16 protein-coding genes, 2 tRNA genes and 1 pseudogene are annotated in these 20,440 nt (G+C 65.3%); 8 read left to right on the forward strand and 11 right to left on the reverse strand.

Features of this window, described 5'->3' with window-relative positions:
• Window positions 1-315, forward strand: a pseudogene (locus BLR85_RS14775) (IS630 family transposase); the annotation flags it as partial.
• Between the two features lie 304 nt (window positions 316-619).
• On the opposite strand, the gene rpoH reads toward BLR85_RS14775, so the two are convergent.
• Entirely contained in the window at window positions 620-1,516 is an 897-nt protein-coding gene (gene rpoH / locus BLR85_RS14780; protein ID WP_093157512.1) for an RNA polymerase sigma factor RpoH, read from the reverse strand.
• Window positions 1,517-1,714: 198 nt separating this feature from the next.
• Window positions 1,715-2,782 carry an RluA family pseudouridine synthase gene (locus tag BLR85_RS14785; RefSeq protein ID WP_425284484.1) on the reverse strand — a complete coding sequence of 356 codons (1,068 nt, stop codon included), beginning with the start codon at window positions 2,780-2,782 and terminating at the stop codon, window positions 1,715-1,717.
• A 107-nt stretch (window positions 2,783-2,889) separates the two neighbouring features.
• Between BLR85_RS14785 and BLR85_RS14790 the strand changes: the two genes are divergently transcribed.
• The 5 genes from BLR85_RS14790 (at window position 2,890) to BLR85_RS14810 (ending at window position 7,133) form a co-directional block, all read left to right on the forward strand.
• On the forward strand, window positions 2,890-3,213 hold the full coding sequence (locus tag BLR85_RS14790) for a DUF6476 family protein (protein WP_093157518.1): 324 nt from the start codon (window positions 2,890-2,892) through the stop codon (window positions 3,211-3,213).
• A gap of 108 nt (window positions 3,214-3,321) precedes the next feature.
• Entirely contained in the window at window positions 3,322-4,251 is a 930-nt protein-coding gene (ppk2, locus tag BLR85_RS14795; RefSeq protein ID WP_244520744.1) for a polyphosphate kinase 2, read from the forward strand.
• 87 nt (window positions 4,252-4,338) lie between these two features.
• Window positions 4,339-4,893, forward strand: coding sequence for a histidine phosphatase family protein (locus BLR85_RS14800; RefSeq protein ID WP_170844584.1), 555 nt, complete (start codon window positions 4,339-4,341; stop codon window positions 4,891-4,893).
• Between the two features lie 310 nt (window positions 4,894-5,203).
• On the forward strand, window positions 5,204-6,592 hold the full coding sequence (locus tag BLR85_RS14805; RefSeq protein ID WP_093157523.1) for a M20/M25/M40 family metallo-hydrolase: 1,389 nt from the start codon (window positions 5,204-5,206) through the stop codon (window positions 6,590-6,592).
• Window positions 6,593-6,704: 112 nt separating this feature from the next.
• Complete coding sequence (locus tag BLR85_RS14810; RefSeq protein ID WP_139188411.1) at window positions 6,705-7,133, forward strand: hypothetical protein; 429 nt, start codon at window positions 6,705-6,707, stop codon at window positions 7,131-7,133.
• Here the strand turns inward: BLR85_RS14810 and BLR85_RS14815 are convergent.
• The 6 genes from BLR85_RS14815 to ptsP form a co-directional block, all read right to left on the reverse strand.
• Window positions 7,118-7,351, reverse strand: a complete 234-nt coding sequence (locus BLR85_RS14815; protein ID WP_093157529.1) for an RND transporter — start codon at window positions 7,349-7,351, stop codon at window positions 7,118-7,120. The genes BLR85_RS14810 and BLR85_RS14815 overlap by 16 nt on opposite strands.
• A gap of 132 nt (window positions 7,352-7,483) precedes the next feature.
• Window positions 7,484-7,560, reverse strand: a tRNA-Asp gene (locus BLR85_RS14820).
• Window positions 7,561-7,855: 295 nt separating this feature from the next.
• Window positions 7,856-7,932 (reverse strand) — tRNA-Asp (locus BLR85_RS14825).
• Between the two features lie 565 nt (window positions 7,933-8,497).
• Window positions 8,498-10,273, reverse strand: coding sequence for a PTS fructose-like transporter subunit IIB (locus BLR85_RS14835; protein ID WP_093157534.1), 1,776 nt, complete (start codon window positions 10,271-10,273; stop codon window positions 8,498-8,500).
• A 26-nt stretch (window positions 10,274-10,299) separates the two neighbouring features.
• On the reverse strand, window positions 10,300-11,256 hold the full coding sequence (gene pfkB / locus BLR85_RS14840; protein ID WP_093157537.1) for a 1-phosphofructokinase: 957 nt from the start codon (window positions 11,254-11,256) through the stop codon (window positions 10,300-10,302).
• A 10-nt stretch (window positions 11,257-11,266) separates the two neighbouring features.
• Complete coding sequence (ptsP, locus tag BLR85_RS14845) at window positions 11,267-13,741, reverse strand: phosphoenolpyruvate--protein phosphotransferase (protein ID WP_093157540.1); 2,475 nt, start codon at window positions 13,739-13,741, stop codon at window positions 11,267-11,269.
• 79 nt (window positions 13,742-13,820) lie between these two features.
• On the opposite strand from ptsP, the gene BLR85_RS14850 reads away from it, so the two are divergent.
• Window positions 13,821-15,266, forward strand: coding sequence for an extracellular solute-binding protein (locus tag BLR85_RS14850; RefSeq protein ID WP_244520745.1), 1,446 nt, complete (start codon window positions 13,821-13,823; stop codon window positions 15,264-15,266).
• Window positions 15,263-17,944: an ATP-binding protein gene (locus BLR85_RS14855; RefSeq protein WP_093157546.1), complete on the forward strand. Its 2,682-nt coding sequence runs from the start codon at window positions 15,263-15,265 to the stop codon at window positions 17,942-17,944. Before BLR85_RS14850 ends, BLR85_RS14855 begins: the two co-directional genes overlap by 4 nt.
• Here BLR85_RS14855 and BLR85_RS14860 read toward each other — a convergent pair.
• The 3 genes from BLR85_RS14860 to BLR85_RS14870 all read right to left on the reverse strand — a co-directional run bounded on the left by BLR85_RS14860 (window position 17,911) and on the right by BLR85_RS14870 (window position 20,435).
• Window positions 17,911-18,630: a response regulator gene (locus BLR85_RS14860; protein WP_093157549.1), complete on the reverse strand. Its 720-nt coding sequence runs from the start codon at window positions 18,628-18,630 to the stop codon at window positions 17,911-17,913. The two genes, BLR85_RS14855 and BLR85_RS14860, sit on opposite strands and share 34 nt — an antisense overlap.
• A gap of 129 nt (window positions 18,631-18,759) precedes the next feature.
• Window positions 18,760-19,758: a hypothetical protein gene (locus BLR85_RS14865; RefSeq protein ID WP_093157552.1), complete on the reverse strand. Its 999-nt coding sequence runs from the start codon at window positions 19,756-19,758 to the stop codon at window positions 18,760-18,762.
• Entirely contained in the window at window positions 19,755-20,435 is a 681-nt protein-coding gene (locus BLR85_RS14870) for an ABC transporter ATP-binding protein (protein WP_093157555.1), read from the reverse strand. Before BLR85_RS14870 ends, BLR85_RS14865 begins: the two co-directional genes overlap by 4 nt.
• Between the last annotated feature and the right edge of the window lie 5 nt (window positions 20,436-20,440).

The following is a 20,440-nucleotide window of genomic DNA, read 5'->3' on the forward strand; positions in this document are numbered from 1 at the left end:
GACAACTACGCCACGCACAAGACGCCCAGGATCAAGGCATGGCTCGCCCGCCGTCCGCACTGGCATGTCCACTTCACGCCCACCTCGGCATCATGGATCAATCAGGTCGAACGCTGGTTCGCTGAATTGACCCGCAAGCAGTTGCAGCGCGGGGTCCATCGTTCGACTGCCGAACTGGAGGCCGACATTGCCGCCTTCATCGAAGCACACAACGAGAACCCCAAACCATACAGATGGGTCAAGTCCGCCGATGAAATCCTCGCATCGGTCAAGCGGTTCTGCCAGCGAACCCAAACCCTATGCGGCGAACTTTAGATTCGGGTGACTAGCGGATCGACCTGTCATGCGTCCGGCCGTCCATGGGGACGGGGGAAGCGTTCGACCAAGCTACAGCCGCCGATCGTCGTGATCGGCGGCTTTCTTGTGCGGAAAGGTTGGTCAGGCCGAGCTTTGTTCTTCACGCAGCGCAGTTACGCAGTTCCAGCACGCCTGCGATCTCCGCAGAGCCTGAAGGTCGCGCCGCTCAGGTGAAGACGACGCCCCTTCGAGCAATACCTGCAAATGGTCCCGAAGGACCCGCTGGCATTCAGAATGCCGGGGATCGGTCGCCCGGTGATGGTCAGGACGCGTTCATCATGCCCTTTTCGCGGGCCAGTTCCTTCATGCGCTTCTGCAGCTTCTCGAAGGCGCGTACCTCGATCTGGCGGATGCGCTCGCGGCTGACGTCATACTGACCGGATAGCTCCTCCAGCGTGACCGGCGGCTCGGCGAGCCGACGCTGCGTGAGGATATCCTTCTCGCGATCATTCAGCGCGTCCATCGCCTCCAGCAGCAGGTCGCGGCGCACGGCCATCTCGTTGCTCTCGGCATATTGCTCGGCCTGGTCGGCGGTCTCGTCCTCCAGCCAGTCCTGCCACTGCGTGGTGGTGTCGCCGTCCGAGCCGACTGTGGCGTTCAGCGAAGCGTCCCCGCCAGAGAGGCGACGGTTCATCGAGACCACTTCTTCTTCGGTAACGCCCAGGTCGGTCGCGATCCTGGTAACGTTTTCCGGGCGCATGTCGCCCTCTTCGAGCGCGCCGATACGCGACTTGGCCTTGCGCAGGTTGAAGAACAGCTTCTTCTGCGCCGACGTCGTGCCCAGCTTCACCAGCGACCAGGAGCGCAGGATGTATTCCTGGATCGAGGCACGGATCCACCACATCGCGTAAGTGGCCAGCCGGAAACCTTTTTCGGGGTCGAAGCGCTTGACCGCCTGCATCAGGCCCACATTGGCTTCGGAAATGACCTCGGCCTGCGGCAGGCCGTAGCCGCGATAGCCCATGGCGATCTTGGCGGCCAGACGCAGGTGGGAGGTGACCATCTTGTGTGCGGCGGCGCTGTCCTGATGGTCGACCCATCGTTTGGCCAGCATGTATTCCTCTTCGGGCTCCAGCATCGGGAACTTGCGGATTTCCTGAAGATACCGGTTAAGCCCCTGCTCCGGTGAGGGGGCGGGAAGACCCGTGTAATTGCTCATGACTATCCCTCCGTGCCGATTGGACGAGCCTGCGCTCATGGGGTGGCGCAAGATCTTTACGTAATAACTAGGAACTGAACCGTTCGGTTCAAGTATTGATGTTTGCGGTACCTTTACCTTGCTTCAACGCAGGTGGGTGCCTTTTCCGTCGAGTTTAAGCCTGCTGAAACAAAAGTCACAGCCAATTCGGGAAATGTTTCAGCCCGCGCGCAAGGCTGTGACGAGCGCATCCATATCCGCCGGCAAGGGGCTTTTGAAGCTGAGCGCCTCGCCCGTGAGCGGGTGTTTGAAACCGAGCGAGGCCGCATGGAGGGCCTGACGGGGGAAGGTGTTGGCCAGCGTCGCGGCGTCCTCGCCCAAGGCACGCGCCGAGAGCTTGCGCCGCCCGCCATAGATCGGGTCGCCAATCAGACCGTGGCCGACATGGGCCATGTGTACGCGGATCTGGTGGGTGCGCCCGGTTTCGAGCCGGCATTCGACAAGCGCCGCGACCGGCGGCGTGCCGAACGGCTCCAGCAGCCGCGCCCGCGTCACCGCGTGGCGCCCACCGTTCCAGACGACGGCCTGCCGCTGCCGGTCGTGCTTGTGACGGGCAAGCTGGGTGGTGATCCGCAAGACTTCGCCGCTCTCCCAATGCGTGCCCTTCACCCCGCGCAGGCGCGGATCGGCCGGATCGGGGCAGCCATTGACCACGGCGAGGTAGTGCCGCTGGGCGCTATGGGCTTCGAACTGTGCGGCCAGCCCGTGATGGGCGGCGTCCGACTTGGCCACGACCAGCAGGCCCGAGGTGTCCTTGTCGATCCGGTGCACGATGCCGGGACGCTTCTCGCCGCCGATGCCCGAGAGCGTGTCGCCACAATGGAAAAGCAGCGCATTCACCAGCGTGCCGGAGGGCGAGCCGGGGGCCGGGTGAACCACCATGCCGGCGGGCTTGTCGATGACGATCAACACGTCATCCTCGTAGGCGATGGAAAGCGGGATGTCCTCCGGCACGGTCTCGACCTCGGCGGCTGCGGGCAGGGTGATCTCGATCACGTCGCCTTCGGCCACCTTCGCCTTGGCGTTGCTCAAAACGGTGCCACCGCGCGCAACCTGTCCCTCCTCGATCAGCCGGGCGAGGCGCGAGCGGCTCAGCGCTTCGCTCTCCGGCACGTCGCGCGCCAGCGCCTTGTCGAGGCGGGCGGGCGGATCGGGGGCGATCTCGACATGGATCAGGCGGGTTCCGGCGGTCATGGTTTTCCTTCGAAAGCGGGGAAAGACAGCCATAGGCCCGAACCCCGGTCGCGTGCAAGAGGGCAGGGGCCAATCCCGCGACCGGCTGGACCACGCTGCCCGGCTGGCCTATCACCTGTCGCAGCAAGGGGAGCCCGATCATGGAACCGACAGACGAGCAGCCGCTCAGCGAAGCCGATGCACGCAACCTGCGGTTCCTGCGCGTACTGGTGCTGGTTCTGACGGGGACGATGATCGCCGGCATGGTCCTGCTGGTCGCGCTGTTCTATGCGCGGCTGGGCGGTGATGCGCCGGCGCCCGAGGCGCTGGTCGTGCCGGAGCGGTTCGAGATCCCGGCCGGTTCGCAGATCGCCGCTATCACCCAGGCGAAGGCTTTCTGGGTGTTGGTGACCACGCAAGGAGAGGTCCTTTTCTTCGCGCCCACGGGCGGCGCGCCCACCCGGACGATCCCGGCGCCGGATTGAGCCAACTGCGCGGTTGCTGCGCTTGACTTGTGGCTAACAGGTGGTACGGCCTCGATTATGCCCCGTTTTTGGGGTTTCGAAGCCCGTATTTCAGATGGAAGGACGAAGATGGCCGACCAGGAAGACACCCCGCTTGACGACATGCACAAGGATTGGCTGGAAGCCGAGCTGGAGGAGACTCTGGACGAGACGTTCGAGTTGGAATTTTCCGAGCCGATGCTGAGCCGCGAGATCCGCAAGATCTATCGCAAGGCGCATCCAGACCTGCTAGACCGGCACACCTATTTCCGCAACCTGCTGCGGCTTCAGGCCGAGATGATCAAGGTGCAGGACTGGGTCGAGGCGACGGGGGCCAAGGTCTGTATCCTGTTCGAGGGCCGCGACTCCGCCGGCAAGGGCGGCGTTATCAAGCGCATCACCCAGCGTCTGAACCCGCGGGTTTGCCGTGTGGTGGCCTTGCCGGCTCCCAACCGGCGCCAGCAGACCCAATGGTATTTCCAGCGCTACGTGGAACACCTGCCGGCCGGCGGCGAGATCGTTCTGTTCGACCGCTCCTGGTACAACCGCGCCGGCGTCGAGCGGGTGATGGGTTTTGCATCCGAGGACCAGGTGGAAATGTTCTTCCGCGATGTGCCGGAATTCGAACGCATGCTGATCAGAAACGGGATCATCCTGCTGAAATACTGGTTCTCGATCACCGATGCCGAACAGCAATTGCGGTTCCAGGTGCGGATCCATGACCCGATGAAACAGTGGAAGCTGAGCCCGATGGACCTGCAATCGCGCGTCCGCTGGGAGCAATATACCAAGGCCAAGGAGGACATGTTCGCCCGTACCAACATCCCCGAGGCGCCTTGGTACATCGTCGAGGGCAACGACAAGAAGCGCGAGCGGCTCAACTGCATGGAGCATATCCTGACCAAGATCCCCTACGAGCCGGTCGATCATGAGAAGGTCGAATTGCCGGAGCGGGAATACAATCCCGATTACGAGCGGCGCGTGCTGCCCGACGAGCTCTACGTGCCTAAGGTCTATTGATCGCCGGTCCGTTTGAGGGGTAACACACCGCCGGCAACCATGTCGAAAACCCGCCCCGGGCGGGTTTTTTTCAATTCGGGAGAGGCGATGTTCATTCTGCGCCACGGCGAGACGGTCTGGAATGTCGAAGGGCGGATGCAGGGCGGGCTGGTTTCTCCGCTGACCGAACGTGGCCGCGCGCAGGCGCTCCGGCAGGGAGAGATCCTGCGCCGCGCCGGTGCCGAGGGGCTCCCCGTCTATTCCAGCCCGCAGGGCCGGGCGCTGGAGACGGCGCGCCTTGCCATGCCGGGGGCGGCCTTGATCGAAGATCAGCGACTGGCCGAGATCGACATGGGGGCGTGGCAGGGGTTGACCTATGGCGAGATCCGCCGCGTGTCGCCCGAAATACCCGCAGCCCCGGACAGCTTTCTGTGGAAATTCGCCGCCCCGGGGGGCGAGCGTCTGGAGGAGATGCTGGTACGTCTGCGCGATTTCCTCTCCGAAGTGCCCGCGGAGGCCGTCGTGGTCACCCATGGTGTCGCTTCGCAGCTCCTGCGCGGCTGCACACTGAAGCTCGATCTGGCGGCGATGGCGGCGCTTGATGATCCGCAGGGCGTGGTCCATCGCGTAACGGAACATGGAGAGATCTTGCTCTCGTCCTAGGCCCGGTGCCGCCCTTCGAAAGGTCTGCATCGAGCCCTGAGCAGTCTTGTAAAGGGGGCTTTTCCCCCCGCGCTCGTGCGAGCGCTCCCCCCAGGATATTTGAACGAAAGATGATGAGGGCGCTGTCTGCTTTCATTCTTTCCAGCAAATACCTCCGCCGGAGGCATGATCCGCAGGATCTTCGTTGCGCGCGAGGCGCGCGCGCCTGAGTGGGGCGGGGTCAACGTTCCCGTCGTTGCGTGGCTGTTTGCGATTCAATCTCCCGGCAAAAGGTTCTAGGGTCGGGCCAAATTTCAAACCGGAGTCCGCAATGAACGACACCCGCCTCGCTCCCGTTCTCGATCGAATCGATGCCGAACTGCCTGCCGCCCTTGATCGCCTGATGGAGCTTCTGCGCATCCAGTCGATCTCCACCGATCCCGCCTTCAAGGCCGAGTGCGACAAGGCCGCGGAATGGCTGGCTTCGGATCTGGCATCGATCGGTTTCAATGCGGCAAAACGTGCAACGCCGGGCCATCCGATGGTAGTCGGTCATGGTGAGGGTACGGGGCCGCATGTGCTCTTTTACGGCCATTACGACGTGCAGCCGGTCGATCCGCTCTCGGAGTGGAACACCGCGCCCTTCGAACCGGTGCTGCAGGACACGCCTGAGCATGGGCAGGTGATCCGTGGCCGTGGCACCTCGGACGACAAGGGGCAGCTGATGACCTTTGTCGAGGCCTGCCGGGCATGGAAAGCCGTGCATGGCTCGCTGCCTGCGAGGATCTCCTTCTTCTTCGAAGGCGAGGAGGAGAGCGGCTCGCCCTCGCTTATCCCCTTCATGAAGGAGAATGCCGAGGAACTGAAAGCCGATATCGCGCTGATCTGCGATACCGGGATGGTGGCACCGGGGGTACCGTCGATCGCCAGCCAGCTGCGCGGCATGCTGAAAGACGAGTTCACCATTGTCGGTCCGCGGATCGACTTGCATTCGGGCCATTATGGTGGCCCTGGTCTCAACCCGCTCAAGGAGATTTCGCGCATCGTCGCCTCTTTCCATGACAAGACCGGCCGTGTCGCGGTCGAGGGGTTTTACGAGGGTGTTCACGAGATCTCTGACGAGATGAAGCGGCAATGGGAAAATTGCGGCTTTGACGAGAAGACCTACCTGGAATCGGTCGGCTACACCCGGCCGCATGGCGAGACGGGCTATTCGACACTGGAGCAGCAATGGGCGCGTCCGACGCTGGAGGTGAACGGACTCTGGGGCGGCTATAACGGTGCGGGCTCCAAGACGGTGATCCCCTCAAAGGCGCATTGCAAGATCACCTGCCGCCTCGTGGGCGATATGGATCCCAACGCATTGCGGAAGAAAGTCCGCGCCCATGTCGCCGCCCAGCTTTCGCCGGACGCGAAAGTTGTCTGGGATAGCGATCTGGAGGGCTCGCCGGCTGCGGTCATGAACACCGAGCGGCCCGAATTCGAGGCCGCACGCGGAGCGCTTACTGACGAATGGAACCGGGAAGCAGTGCTGATCGGCATGGGCGGCTCGATCCCGATCGCGGGCTTCTTCAAGGATGTGCTCGGCATGGACGCGATGCTGATCGGCTTTGCCAATGAAGACGACGCGATCCATTCGCCCAACGAGAAATACAACGTGGAGAGTTTCCACAAGGGAATCCGTAGCTGGGCCCGCATTCTTGCGGCGCTCTCGGAGTAAGCCGCGCATCGTTCAGGTCACCTTGGTTTCTCAGATGGAAAGCTCGGGGTAACCTTTTTGGCCCATCCTCCGGTGCAGGAATCGAACCCCGCGCCGGATGGATGAGCCGCCCATGAACCACATAATCGCCGTCGAAGAAGATATCGACCGCCAGATCCGCCATATTCGGGACATGATGAACCTTGCCGGGCAGAGCGTCACCGCCTTGCCTGGCCGGCAGATTCTGCAGATCCGGAATGCGCGCTACCACACGGCAGGTTACCTGCCGAATCGGGCGGGAACGCCGACGTCACAAGCCTATGTCGTTTTCCAGGGGGAACCGACGCCGAGTTCACAGGCCACGGGCGGTATCCTGCGTTTCGTTCCGGACGAGGAGATGCGGGTTCCGGTCTATGATGCGTCGCGCCGGACGATCCAGCTCTGGGTGGACTGGTTCTATGTTTCCATGGTGATGGAGCAACTCAAGCACCGCCGCCATTACCTCTGGATCGGCTTCTTCGACAATGGACATGCCTTTGCGGATCTCTATTCGGATCCGTGATCGTCGCCGCGGCGCATGCGCAAGAGCTTTGCTCCTAGCAGAACCAGGGGAAGGCCATGCAGGGCGAGGTCGAAAATGTCGATTGGCCGCTGGAGGCTGCCCTCGAAAAGCATGCGGAGTTTCTCGACCAGGTGCGGTTCCGGCCGAAAGGGCGCCAGCCCGAGCAGCAGGGCGACAAGCAGCAATGTCGTCAGGTTTATCCTATCGAGAAGCCGCATTTCCTTTTCCCCCTCGGTCTGTTTTCGGACTTGAGATCAATGTCACCAATTTGCCCGCAGGCTCGCCGCAGCTTTGCCGCGATGGCGTGCCCGTGCAAGGCGGGGATCGGGTCGAATTGGGGGAGGAAGAAGTGGCGCGGTTGACGGGGCTCGAACCCGCGACCTCCGGCGTGACAGGCCGGCACTCTAACCAACTGAGCTACAACCGCGCGGTCCGCCGGAGGTAGTCCGTCCGCTCCGGCCCGTCAAGCAGAAAATGTCCGGTTACCGGGTGTGAGTTGATGCCCGGCCTGCTGCAGAAGGCGGCCACAGTCGGCAAGGGCGTGGCTGGGAACCGGTCTGCGCGAAGATGTCGGCAAAGTCGGGACGTCGGAGCAGAGCCGGTCATCGGAGTCGCGCGGGTACAAGCCGATATGGACGCTTGTGCGGGTGTCCCGGGCGTCCTGGAAACTTCCCAAAAGCAAAGGCCCCCGCCGGGGCGGAGGCCTTTGATTGAAGCAGCGATGGCGCGGTTGACGGGGCTCGAACCCGCGACCTCCGGCGTGACAGGCCGGCACTCTAACCAACTGAGCTACAACCGCCCGCTGCCGCCTGCGATGGCATCCATCGCTTGGCGTGAGCGGCGTTCTAGGCCGGGGCGCTGGCGGCGTCAAGCGACCTTTTTGCAGTTTTTTGCAGACAGGCCATTTCCTGTAATCGGCTCGGTTCGGGGGCGAGCGATCTTGCGGGCTGGCGCCCCGACATGTCCGGGCCCGGGGCGATCCAGGCCGGAATCACATGCGCGGCGCATCTTGTGTATCCGTGTGGCGCTCGGCTGGCGCATCCGGTGATTCACTTGAAGTTCCTGCAAATTGACAATGGCCCGCTGGCGGGCCGGGTATCTTTCTTGATCGTTCAAATGGCAGCGGCCCGGCAGCAGGACGTAAGATCGCCCTGACAAGGTCGCGCTCTTGCGCGTTCCCCCCAGAATATTTGGGGTCGGAGGAAACGGCTGTGGCGTAGTGAGTTTGGAAATGCCGGTAGCGGTGTCTCGATCGGGCGGTGGTTTCACCGATTCCGGTCGGGAGGGGACGTGAATGCGTTCAGACGCAAAAAGAAACCGGCGGTCTTTCGGCCGCCGGTTCTGGTTTTGGGAGGGGGCGTTGCTTACTCGGCCGGGACGGCCTTGGCGACATTTTGGACCGGGAGCGCGTCGGCCTCCGCCACCAGCGGTTTTTTCAGGGCAACCAGCAGGCCGGTTGTGATCAGCGTGCCGATCACGATGGCAACGGCGTAGGCACCGAGATTGGCGACCGCATTCGGGATAGCCAGCACGAAGATGCCACCATGCGGCGCCACCAGTTCGCAGCCCAGGAACATCACGAGCGCGCCGGTGATGGCGGAGCCGACGATGATGGCGGGGATGACGCGGGCCGGGTCCTTGGCGGCGAAGGGGATGGCGCCTTCGGTGATGAAGGACAGGCCCAGCACCGCGGCGGCACCGCCGGCTTCGCGTTCTTCCTCGGAGAAGCGGTTCTTGGCGACCAGCGTGGCCAGCGCGAGGCCCAGCGGCGGGGTCATGCCGGCGGCCATGACGGCGGCCATGGGGGCGTAGGTGTCGGAGGTCAGCAGGCCGACGGCGAAGGTATAGGCGGCCTTGTTGATCGGTCCGCCCATGTCCACGGCCATCATGCCGCCGAGGACCAGGCCGAGCACGACGGCATTGGCGGTGCCGAGGCTCTGCAGGAAGGCGGTCATCGCGGCCAGGATCGCGGCCACCGGTTCACCGATGACGTAGACCATGACGAGGCCGGTGACGAGCGTGGAGAGCAGCGGCAGGATGAGGACCGGCTTCAGCCCTTCGAGGTTCTGCGGCAAGTGGATATTGTCGCGCAGCCAGCGGGCGGTATAGCCGGCCAGGAAGCCCGCGACGATGCCGCCGAGAAAGCCCGAGCCCAGATTGACCGCGAGCATGCCGCCGATAAGGCCGGGTGTGAGGCCCGGACGGTCGGCGATGGAGAAGGCGATGAAGCCCGCCAGCACCGGCACCATGAGCTTGAAGGCGGCCCCGCCACCGATGGCCATGAGGGCTGCGGCGAGCGTGCCGTCTTCTTCGAAGGCCTTGATACCGAAGACGAAGGAGAGCGCGATCAGCAGGCCACCGGCAACCACCAGCGGCAGCATGTAGGAGACGCCGGTCAGCAGGTGCTTGTAGGGGCCGGAGCGCTGCGAGGAGCGGGCGGCCTTGGCCTTCTTGACCTCGTCGGCGAGGTTGCGGCCGGCGGGGGCGGCCCCGCCGAGGATTTCGCCCTCGGCGAGGGCGGCGTCCAGCACGGCACTCGCGCCTTTCACGGCGGCGCCGACGGAGGTCGAGTAGAATTTCTTGCCCACGAAGCGGCTGTCATCGACATGGGTGTCGGCGGCGATCACCACGAGGTCGGCGGCGGCGATCTGTTCTTCGGTCAAGGCGTTCTGCGAGCCGACCGAGCCTTGCGTTTCCACGGCGATTTCCCAGCCGCGTGCGCCTGCGGCCTTCTGGAGCGCGGCTGCGGCCATGAAGGTGTGGGCAATCCCCGTCGGGCAGGAGGTGATTGCCACCACCTTCAGTTTGTCTCCTGACATGTTTTCTGTCTCCTCTTGGATTAAGGCGAGGGCGGCGTCGAGCACGCCCTCTGTCTTGCGGAGCGCTTCGCTCGTGCTCGTCTCGAAGACGGGCTTGCCGGCGAAACGTTCCTTGTCGGACCCGATATCGGTGGCCAGCAACACGAGGTCGGCGGCGGCGACCTCCTCGGCGGTCAGGGCGTCCTCGACCCCCTGGGCGCTCTGGCGTTCGATACGGATGGAATGGCCTTTGAGCGCTGCGGTCTCGCGGAGCGCCTCGGCGGCCATGTGGGTATGGGCAATGCCGGTTGGGCAAGCAGTGACGGTGACGATATTCGACATGGGATCCTCGCGGTTCTTCTCGTCGTTCAATTGCAGTCGAGCGCGGTCACCTGGACCGCGCGGGCGAAGGTTTCGATCTTGTCGATGGCGGGCAGGCGCGGGCCGATCTCGCCGAGCGCGCCAAGCGAAAAGGCGGTCGCGAGCGCCGCGGTCTCGGAGAGCGGCAGCCCTTGCATGGCAGAGTGGATGAGCCCTGCGACCATCGCGTCGCCCGCGCCGACGGTGCTGGCGATCTCCGGGCTCGGGCCGATGGCGTGGACGGCCTCGGATGCGGTCACGAACATCGCGCCATCGGCGCCCATGGACACGACCACCAGGCCTGTGCCGCGGGCGACGATCTCGCGCGCGGCCGCCACCACCTGCCCATAGCCGTTGAGCGGACGGCCCAGCAGCTCGGAAAGCTCGGCGATATTGGGCTTGATGATGTCGGGTTGGGCGGCCAGCGCCAGCGCCAGCGGCGTGCCGGAGGTATCCAGCGCGACTTTCGCGCCGCCGGCCCGGGCAATCCCGGTCAGCTCGGCATAGGCGTCGGCATCGATCCCGGCGGGCAGGCTTCCGCAGAGCGCCACCCATTCGAGCCCGCACTGAAGCGCGGTCTGTAACCGGCCGGCAACGGCGGCGAGATCGCCGGCCACGGCGTGAATGCAGGGGAAGTTGAGATCGGTCACCGTGTCGCCCTGCGGGTCCACGATCTTGACATTGGTGCGCGTTGCGCCGTCGAGCCGCAGGCAAGCATCGTGCAGCCCGCTGGCCTTGAATTGCTCGGCAAAGAGCGCCTCGTTCTCGCGGCCGAGCAGGCCGGTGACGGTCACTGCGTGGCCGAAATGGGCGAGGAAGGAGGCGACGTTGACGCCCTTGCCGCCCGCGTCGGAGCGCACCGTCTCCACCCGGTTCACCGCGTCGATGGCGAAGCGGGGGACGGTGACGGTCTGGTCCACGGCGGAGTTGAGCGAGACGGTCGCGATGCGGGGAAAGCTCTCCATAACAGCCCCCTCAGCGCAGCGCGCGCACGGCGGCGGCATCGGCTGCGGCGAGGGCTTTTTGGGCCAGCGCGCGGTTATCCGCCATCGACTGCTGACGCAGTTGCGCCTTGACCGCCGCGATGGAGGGGATGGAGACCGAAAGCTCCTTGAGCCCCAGCCCGCTCAGGATCGACACGCCGAGCGGATCGGCCGCGATCCCGCCGCAGGCGCCGACCCAGATGCCCGCCGCGTCGGCGGCCTTTACCGTCTGGTCGATCAGGCGCAGCACGGCGGGGTGCAGACCGTCGGCCTGCCGTGCGAGCGTGGGGTGCATCCGGTCCATCGCCAGCGCGTATTGCGTCAGGTCATTGGTGCCGATGGAGAAGAAATCGACCTTCGCGGCCAGTTCCGGGGCCATCATCACCGCCGAGGGGATCTCGATCATGATGCCCATCTCGACCGGTTCCGCACCGATCTCGGCCCGGACCTGCTCGGCGATGCGCAACGCCGCGTCGAGTTCGGAGGTCATGGCGACCATCGGGAACATGATCCGCAGCGGTCCGTGAGAGGAGGCGCGGTAGATCGCGCGCAACTGGCTGCGGAAAACGTCCTCGTGAGCGAGGCAGAAGCGGATGCCGCGTTCGCCGAGGAAGGGGTTCTCCTCGACCGGCATCTTCAGATAGGGGATTTCCTTGTCGCCACCGACATCCAGCGTGCGGATGATGATCGGCAACCCGTTCATCGCCTCCAGCATGGCGGAGTAGATGCCGACCTGCTCCTCCTCGGAGGGGGCTTCGTCGCGGTTGACGAAGAGGAATTCGGTGCGCAGCAGGCCCACGCCCTCGCCACCGGCCTCGACCGCGGCAATCGCCTCCGGAACATCGGAGATATTGGCGACAACCTCGATCCGGGCGCCATCGGTGGTCAGCGCCGGCTTGTAGCAATCGCGTTTCTCGGCCGCGCGCTGTGCTTTCAGATCGACCAGCGCGGCGCGGGCGCGTGCCTCGTCGGTCGCGCTCGGGTTGGTTACAAGCAGGCCGTTTTCGCCATCGAGGATACCGCGCGTGCCAGGGGCGATGTCGAGCACCTGCGCGCCAGCGCCGACCACGGCGGGAATGTCCAGCGAACGGGCAATGATCGAGGTATGCGAGGTCGGCCCGCCCGAGGCGGTGCACAGGCCCTTGACCAGTGCGGGGTTGAGCTGGGCGGTGTCGGACGGGGTGAGGTCGTCGGCGACGAGAATGCAGGGTGCCGAGGGCAGAGCCGTCGCGTCGGAGGCCACCTCGGCCAGTTGACGCAGCACCCGCAGGCCGACGTCGCGCAGGTCCACCGCGCGGCCCGACAGGACCGGGTCCTTCATGCCGGCCAGGATATCGGCGCGCTCGTTGAAGGCGGCGTGCCAGGCATGGGCGGCGCTGCGGCCTTGCTTGATGCTATCCCAAGCGGCCTCGACCATTTCCGGGTCGTCGAGGAACTCCTGATGCGCCCGGAAGATACTGGCCTTGGCTGGGCCGGTTTTCTTCCAGACCTCTTCGTAGAGCGCGTCGAGTTGGCGCCAGGCCGTTTGAAGCGCGCCATCGAGGCGGGCAATTTCGGCATCCGGGTCGGCGGCATCGGCGGCAAAGGTGATTTGCTCGCGGGCGAACTGGAACACCGGGGCAATCGCGACGCCGGGGGAAGAGGAAATCCCCTGGATCATGGATCCGTCATAGCTGGCAGTTGCGGTCGTGGCCGCGGCTTGCCCAACGTGGACCGGCGCTTCGTCCGCCTCCTCCTCGTCTTCGAGACCGGCCGTGAACGCCTCCTGCAGGGCCTTCAGCGCGGCAGCGGCATCGGCGCCTTCAGCGCTGATACGCAGTTCTGCACCCTGTTTCGCGCCAAGCTTCAAAAGCGAAATCAGGCTCTTGGCGTTGCCGACGGTTTTGCCGTTGCGAATGCGGATCTCGGCTTCGAATGTCTTGGCAAGCTCGACCAGGGCCGTTGCCGGGCGGGCATGCAGGCCATGGGAACCGTCCACGATGGCGGTGAAACCGTCCGTGAAATCTTCCAGCGTCACACCGGGTGCGGCCGGGGCGAGCTCGGCGCCGGTCAGACGCGCGACGATGGTGGCCGGATTCAGGGTTGTGGCCAGCCGGTCGGCCTCCTCGGCGTTGCTCAACACGTCCGTCAGGTTGGAGAGCACTTCGAGATGCTCGTCCGAGCGCGCGGCAATGGCCACGACAAGGCGCGCGGTATCGCCCGGCGCCCATTCCACGCCGCCGGGCAGCTGGACCACGGCGATCGCGGTCTCATGGATCAGGTCGCGATCCTTCGGCAGGCCATGCGGGATCGCGATGCCATTGCCGAGGAACGTGTTCGCGACCTTCTCGCGGCCCAACATCGAGGCGCCGTAGCGCGGGTCGATCTTGCCGGCGGCCGAGAGCAGGTCTACCGCCTGCGCGATGGCATCGGCCTTGTTGGAGGCCGTCTTGCCGATTGCCACGAGTTCGTTCGAAAGGGTAAGCACGGTTGTTCTCCGCATCCTGCATCTGTTGTGTCAGGAAGGGCAAAGACAGCCGCCAGATGAATGGAGTATGTCTCGAAGCATGCGTTGGCTCGTAACATTTGTAACTGTCCTGGCGTTTCTGGGGCCCGTCGCCGCGGCACCGCTGCAGGTGCTCACGCGCGATGGCGGACCGATCGCCGGCCCGGCCATTCGCCATGGCGAGAGCTTCGCGCAAGCGCGAGGAACGGGTGTTTCGGTGATCCAGCGTCCGTTCAGTGGACTCTATGGCGAGATAATGATCGGCTTCGTTACCGGCCGCGAGACGGCGGATGTGCTGATCTTTCCTGCCGCGTGGTTGCCGGATTTCGCGCCCTATCTTTCCTCTGTTCCGCAAGCGTTGATCGACAGCCCGCTGGTGCGGGGCATTCATCCGGCCTATCGCGACACGCTGATGCGCTGGCAGGGGCAGTGGAAGGCGGTGACGTTGGATGGCGACCTGCATATGGGAGCCTACCGGCGGGACCTGTTCGAGGCGCCCGAGGCGATGGCTGGCTTCGAGCGCGCCTATGGCCGTCCGCTCGCGCCGCCACGTAGCTGGACGGAATATGGCGAGCTGGCCGCTTTCTTCCGCGACTGGCCGGCCCCGGGCGGCGGGGCGCTTGCGGGAAGCTTCGAGGCCTCGGCCGAGGGCGGGCAGCGGCTGTGGTACCTGTTCAGCCACGCCGCCGCCTATACCGCGCATCCCGACCATGCCGGGCATTTCTTCTTTGATCCCGAAACCATGACGCCCGAGATCGACAACCCGGCCTGGCGGCGCGCGCTGCGCGAGTATCTCGCCGCCGTTTCGACCGCGCGGCCTCGGACAGATGGCGGGCCGGGTCTGGACAGCCACGGCGTGCGTTCCGCCTTCGCCGCGGGCGGGGCGGCCATGGCCATCGACTGGACCGATATCGGGCTGGTGGCGACCGATCCGGAGGGATCCGCCATCACGAGCGATGTCGGCTTCTTCGTCTTGCCGGGGAGCCAGGAGGTCTGGAACCCGGCGACGAAACGCTGGGACCGTCTGGACGCGCCGCGCCCGGTGCCATTCCTCGCCTTCGGGGGCTGGATTGCCGCCGTACCGCTCGGTTCCCGGAATCCGGAAGCGGCGTGGGATTTCATCGCCTGGATGGCCGCGCCGGAACGCGCGGACCAGGACGTGACCGACGGCGCCTCGGGCTTCAACCCCTACCGGCTGAGCCAGTTCGAGGATTTCGAGCGTTGGGCGGGGCTGATGGGCGAACGGCAGGCGCGGGAATATCTCGGGGTGCTGCGCGAAAGCCTGTCCTCGCCGCAGACGGCGCGGGATCTGCGCATTCCGGGCTATCCGGCCTACATGTCGGCGCTGGACCGCTGGATCGGCCGGGTGATCGCCGGCGAGGTGTTGCCGGCGGAGGCGCTGGCCGCCGCTGCCGTCGAATGGGACCAGATCACCGACCGGCTCGGCCGCGCCAGCCAGCGGCGCCATTACCGCGAGGCCATGGGGCTGGAGGCGCAGGCGCCATGAGGTTGCGCGGAATCCAGGGGCGCCTGCTGCTCATTCTGGCGCTGTCCTCGCTGGCGATGGTTGTGGCGAGCTTCGCCGCGTTTCGCGCGCTGGACGAGATCGGCGCCGTCACCGAAACCATGACCGGGCGCGACGTTCCGGCGGTGACCTCGTCGCTGCGGCTTGCCCAGGTTGGCGAGCGGCTTCAGCAGCGCGGCGCGAGCCTCATGGCCGCCGGAACGCCCGAGGCGCTGGCCCGCGCAGAGCAGGCCATTACGGCGGATCTTGAGGCCTTCGCCCGCGAGGCGGAGGCATTGCAATCCGTTCAGGCGCTGTCGGGGGAGGTCTCGACCCTGTCGGTCGAACTGGCCAAGCGGCTACACGACCTGCGTCGTGCCCTGGCCGCGCGCAGCGTTCATGCCGAAAATCTCGAAATCAGCCGGCTTGCCATGCGCGGGCAGGCCGAAAATGTCCGGCAGTTGATCGGCCCCTCGATCCTCGCCATCGAGGCGATCACCAGCGGGCGGATGGGAACGGACATGGCGACGTTCCGCATCGCCATCCGCTCGCAGGCGCCGCTGCTCGCGGCGGAGCGGCTGACCGATCAGGTCACGGCGCTGCTGTTCCAGGCCCAGATCGCCGAAGACGCGCGCTCGCTGGTGGAATCGCAGGCAAGCTACCGCCGCACCGTCTCCCAGCTTGAAGCGCTGGTGCCGAATCTTCCGGCCGGGCTTCGGGGCGGGTTCTCGGAGGCGGTGGCGGCTTTTGCCGATCAGTCCGGTGCGGATGGCATCATGGCGCTGCGGCTGCAGGAACTGGCGGCGTTGAAGGAGGCCGAGGCCGCGCTGGAGGATAGCGGCAAGCGGGCCGAGGCGCTCAAGCAACTCGTGGACAGCCGGGTGATCGCTGCCAGCCGGAGCATGGCCGAGGCGACCGAAGACCTGCGCCAGACCATCCTGTCGCGCAACTCGCAATTCGCGTTGATCGGGCTGGCGGTCATCCTCGGCGCGGCTGGCCTGTCCTACCTGTTCGTGATCCGCCCCTTGAGCCGTAACCTCGCTGCCGTGACCGAATCCATGACGCGGCTGGCCGCCGGTGAGCGGGAGTTGCAGGTTCCCGGCGCGGAGCGGCGCGACGAGATCGGCGATCTGGCCCGCGCCTTCACGGTGTTCAAGGATAACGCCTTCCAGATGGAGCAGCTCGACCGCGAGCTTGCCGAGCGCTCGAACCTGCTTCTGGCCACGTTCGAGACGATGAAGGACGGCTTTTCCGTTTTCGACAGCGAACGCCGGCTCGTGGCCTGGAACCCGCAATACCTCGCACATTACCAACTTGAGGAGGCGGATATTTCGGACCGGCCCGATATCGAGGAGGTCAACCGGCGTCTGGCCGCGCGCGGCGTGCGGGCCTTCCTTCCGAACGGGGAGGAAACCGACATGGTGTCGCTGTCGCATCGGCGCCTGCTGCACCCGCAGCGGCACGAGCTGCGTTTTGCCGACGGGCAGGTGCTGGAATTGCGGTCCAACCCGATCCCGCAGGGCGGATTCGCCACGATTCACATGGACGTGACCGAGCAGCGCGGCACCGAAAGCCAGCTTCTGCAGGCGCAGAAAATGGAGACGGTCGGCCAGTTGACCGGCGGGATCGCGCATGATTTCAACAATATTCTCGCGGTGATCATCGGCAACCTGAATATCCTCGAACGCGAGACCGCCGAGGTGCCGGAGCTGCAGGCCCGGGCGGAGCGGGCGCTGGGCGCCGCGGATCGGGCGGCGGGGCTTGTGAACCGGCTGCTGGCCTTCTCGCGCAGGCAGCGGCTCGCACCCGAGAATATCGACATCAACGCGCTTGTCCGGGACATGCACGAATTGCTGGAAACCAGCGTCGGTTCCGCGGTGACGCTGCGGATGGACCTTGCCGAAGACCTGCCGCAGGTGCGCGTCGATCCGGGCCAGCTCGAAAACGCGCTGATGAACCTTGCCATCAACGCCCGCGATGCGATGGAGGGCGAAGGCGAAATCGCGATCTCGACCCGCGCGGCCAGCGGGGATTTCATCGAACTAAGCGTCTCCGATACCGGCAGCGGGATTGCGCCGGAGCTTCTGGAGCAGGTCTTCGAGCCGTTCTTCACCACCAAGCCCGTGGGCAAGGGCAGCGGGCTGGGGCTCAGCATGGTCTACGGTTTCGCGCAGCAATCGGGCGGCAACGTGCATGTGGAGAGTGCGCCGGGGGTCGGCACGAAAGTGACCCTGAGCCTGCCGGTGACAGTGGAGGCCGCACCGGAGGAGGCACCGGAACAGGTGAGCGGCGAAGGGGCGGGCGATGCCTGCATTCTGGTGGTGGATGACGATGCCGACCTGCTGGAGATTGCTGCCGACCAGTTGCGCGCGCATGGCTATGCCGTTGTCACTGCGCTCGACGGCGCAACGGCACTGGAGGTGCTGGCGGAAATCCCGGAGATCGACCTGCTCTACACAGACCTTGCCATGCCGGGCGAGATCGACGGTTTCGCATTGGCGCGGGAGGCGGAGAAGATCCGGCCCGACCTGCCGGTGCTGTTTACTTCCGGCGCGCCGGGCGAGGCGGGGGCCGGGTTGCCCAACTTGCTGCGCAAGCCGGTGCCCGAAGAGACGCTGCTCATGGCCGTGCGCCTGCAGCTGGAAACCTACAGCCGGCGGACATCCGTATCGAGCACGTAACCCGCGCCGCGTTCGGTGCGGATCAGCTGCGGTGCCTTCGGGTTCGGCTCGATCTTTCGGCGCAGACGCAGGATGAGCACGTCGATCGTGCGGTCGAACACCTCGCCGCCATCGGAACGCGTGCGCTCCAGCAACTGGTCTCGGCTGAGGATATGGCGCGGCGCCTTCACGAAGGCTTCCAGCAACAGGAACTCGGCATTGGTCAGCGGCACGGGCTGGCCGGTCGGGCTTTCGAGCACCCGTGCGGTCAGGTCGATCATCCAGCCGCCGAAGCTGCGGCAATCGTGGTCGAGCGCGTCTGGCGGCGGCGCTTGCGTCTCGGCGGTGCCTGTGCGGCGCAGAACGGCCTTGATACGTGCCACCAACTCGCGCGTGTTGAACGGCTTCACCACGTAGTCGTCCGCCCCCATTTCCAGCCCGATGATCCGGTCCACGTCGCCGCCGAGGCCGGTGAGCATGATGATCGGGATGGTGGATGTCGCACGGAGCCGCTGGGCAATGGTCAGCCCGTCCTGATCGGGAAGGCGCAGGTCGAGCAGGATCAGGTCGGGCGGCATACGTCTGATTGCATCGCCGATTTCGGCGCCGCTCCCGGCCTCCTCGACCCTCCAACCCTGAGCTTCCAGTTCGTATCGGACGATTTCCCGGATATCGGAATCATCGTCCACGATGAGAACATTGACCATTGGTATCCCTACTGCCCGTCGGAACGCGGCATTTCAAGCCTGATTACAGGGTTTTCGCATGCAGGCATATCAGGTTGCTTACGGTAGAAGAAAAGGGGCCGCCGCCTCCGTTCTGTCGCATTTTGCCACCTAGCCGAAGAGAATGAGCTGGGAGGTGGCGATGGACCACAGAACGGCGATGCCGAACAGCGCGAAACCGGCAAGGGAGAGGCGCGTCAGGTGCCGGATCGCCTTCGGCTGGACCCCGGCGAGGCTGTCGCTGTTTGCAACGGTTTTCAGAAGTCCCGTGGCCAACGCCAGCGCGGTTCCTGCGAAGAGCGGGACATAGAGCGCATAGCCGAAATAGCCGTATTCGCGCTTCAGCAGGCAGAAGGGGCAATGGTGGTTCGGGTGATCGTAGACATAGAGCGAGATCACCGAGACGATGGCGGTGAGGGCGGCGAAGAAGAAAGCGGCGCCGGCAAGGGCAAAGAGCCGCTCGCCACGTTTGCGCAGCACGATGGCAGCCCCCGAGACCAGCACCGCGCCGCCCGCCGCGCCCAGAAGCCAGAGCGCGTGCGCGCGGGCAAGCCCGGTCATCTCCGCCGCAAACCCCTCGTTGGAGGGCGTGAAGAGCTTCGAGCAGCAGGAGGTGATCACATCCGTCTTCATGTTGAGGAAAAAGGCCAGTTCGGTTGCAAAGCCGGCGAGCACGAGCGGCGCGATTCCGAGGATGGTGGCGAATTTGAGCCGGGTCAGCGGGAAATCCCGCCCCAGCCGGTCCACCCGGTCGAGGATCAGCCAGAGTGCTGCGGCGAAGAACAGCGTGATCTTGAGGTAGAGCGCGGGGAAACCCCAGCCATTCACGTTGAACGTGCCCACCGCGCACATCGCACCGACGAAAAGCGCGGCCATGCGGTCGGCATTGAAGACGAGCAGGAACAGCGCCGCGATTTCGATCAGCATGACGAAGCCGAACAGCGTGGAGACAAGCTCGGTGCGGCGTTCCAGATCCAACTGCCGCTGGCTGCCGCTCGCCAGATCCCAATGCTGCAGCAGGCGGATGCCGAACCACGCCGCCCAGAGGGCAACCGCGCTGGCGAGCGCCGAGGCGAGCAGCAGGGCGAGGATCGGGGTCTGGAGGATCATGCCTCGTTCTCCTCCAGCCGGCCGTCGCGCATCGACACCACGCGGTCAACCTGGTCTGCCGCCCAGATCCGTGGGTCATGGCTCGTCATGATCACCGTCCGCCCCTCCGCGCGTAGCCCGGACACGATGTCGAGAAAGCGGTGGGCCAACTCGGTGTCGAGATTGGCCGTCGGCTCGTCGGCGATGAGGACGGGCGGGTCGTTGATGAGCGCACGCGCGATGGCCGCGCGCTGCGCCTCGCCGCCGGAGAGGAACTCGACCCTTTCGCCCGCCTTCCCGGCAATGCCGAGCATCTCGAGCCGGGCCAGCGCCCGTTTGGCATCGGCGCGGCGCTCGCCGCCGAGCGGGGTGGCGGGCAGCAGCACGTTTTCAAGAACGCTCAGCCCACGGATCAGGTTGAAACGCTGGAACACGAAGCCGAAGGTACGGCGCCGTTCGAGGGTCAGGAAGCGTTCGGGCAGGCCGGAGACCATGCGCCCATCGATCAACACCCGCCCGGAGGTGGGCCGCGCCATGCAGCTGATGATCGACAGCAGCGTCGTCTTGCCGGAGCCGGAAGGCCCCTTGAACACGGTCAGCGCGTTGCGCGCGATTTCCAGGTCGATCCCATCGAGCGCGGTCAATGCGCTGGGACGGCCTTCGTTATATGTCTTGCAGACGGATTGGACCGAAATCATCACTG

Source organism: Aliiruegeria lutimaris (genome assembly GCF_900099935.1).
Lineage (GTDB): Bacteria > Pseudomonadota > Alphaproteobacteria > Rhodobacterales > Rhodobacteraceae > Tropicimonas > Tropicimonas lutimaris.

Coding starts and splice junctions, on each gene's coding strand:
- rpoH (WP_093157512.1), bottom strand. CDS start 1,516: ATGAGCAATTACACGGGTCTTCCCGCCCCCTCACCGGAGCAGGGGCTT.
- BLR85_RS14785 (WP_425284484.1), bottom strand. CDS start 2,782: ATGGCTGTCTTTCCCCGCTTTCGAAGGAAAACCATGACCGCCGGAACC.
- BLR85_RS14790 (WP_093157518.1), top strand. CDS start 2,890: ATGGAACCGACAGACGAGCAGCCGCTCAGCGAAGCCGATGCACGCAAC.
- ppk2 (WP_244520744.1), top strand. CDS start 3,322: ATGGCCGACCAGGAAGACACCCCGCTTGACGACATGCACAAGGATTGG.
- BLR85_RS14800 (WP_170844584.1), top strand. CDS start 4,339: ATGTTCATTCTGCGCCACGGCGAGACGGTCTGGAATGTCGAAGGGCGG.
- BLR85_RS14805 (WP_093157523.1), top strand. CDS start 5,204: ATGAACGACACCCGCCTCGCTCCCGTTCTCGATCGAATCGATGCCGAA.
- BLR85_RS14810 (WP_139188411.1), top strand. CDS start 6,705: ATGAACCACATAATCGCCGTCGAAGAAGATATCGACCGCCAGATCCGC.
- BLR85_RS14815 (WP_093157529.1), bottom strand. CDS start 7,351: ATGCGGCTTCTCGATAGGATAAACCTGACGACATTGCTGCTTGTCGCC.
- BLR85_RS14835 (WP_093157534.1), bottom strand. CDS start 10,273: ATGTCGAATATCGTCACCGTCACTGCTTGCCCAACCGGCATTGCCCAT.
- pfkB (WP_093157537.1), bottom strand. CDS start 11,256: ATGGAGAGCTTTCCCCGCATCGCGACCGTCTCGCTCAACTCCGCCGTG.
- BLR85_RS14850 (WP_244520745.1), top strand. CDS start 13,821: ATGCGTTGGCTCGTAACATTTGTAACTGTCCTGGCGTTTCTGGGGCCC.
- BLR85_RS14855 (WP_093157546.1), top strand. CDS start 15,263: ATGAGGTTGCGCGGAATCCAGGGGCGCCTGCTGCTCATTCTGGCGCTG.
- BLR85_RS14860 (WP_093157549.1), bottom strand. CDS start 18,630: ATGGTCAATGTTCTCATCGTGGACGATGATTCCGATATCCGGGAAATC.
- BLR85_RS14865 (WP_093157552.1), bottom strand. CDS start 19,758: ATGATCCTCCAGACCCCGATCCTCGCCCTGCTGCTCGCCTCGGCGCTC.
- BLR85_RS14870 (WP_093157555.1), bottom strand. CDS start 20,435: ATGATTTCGGTCCAATCCGTCTGCAAGACATATAACGAAGGCCGTCCC.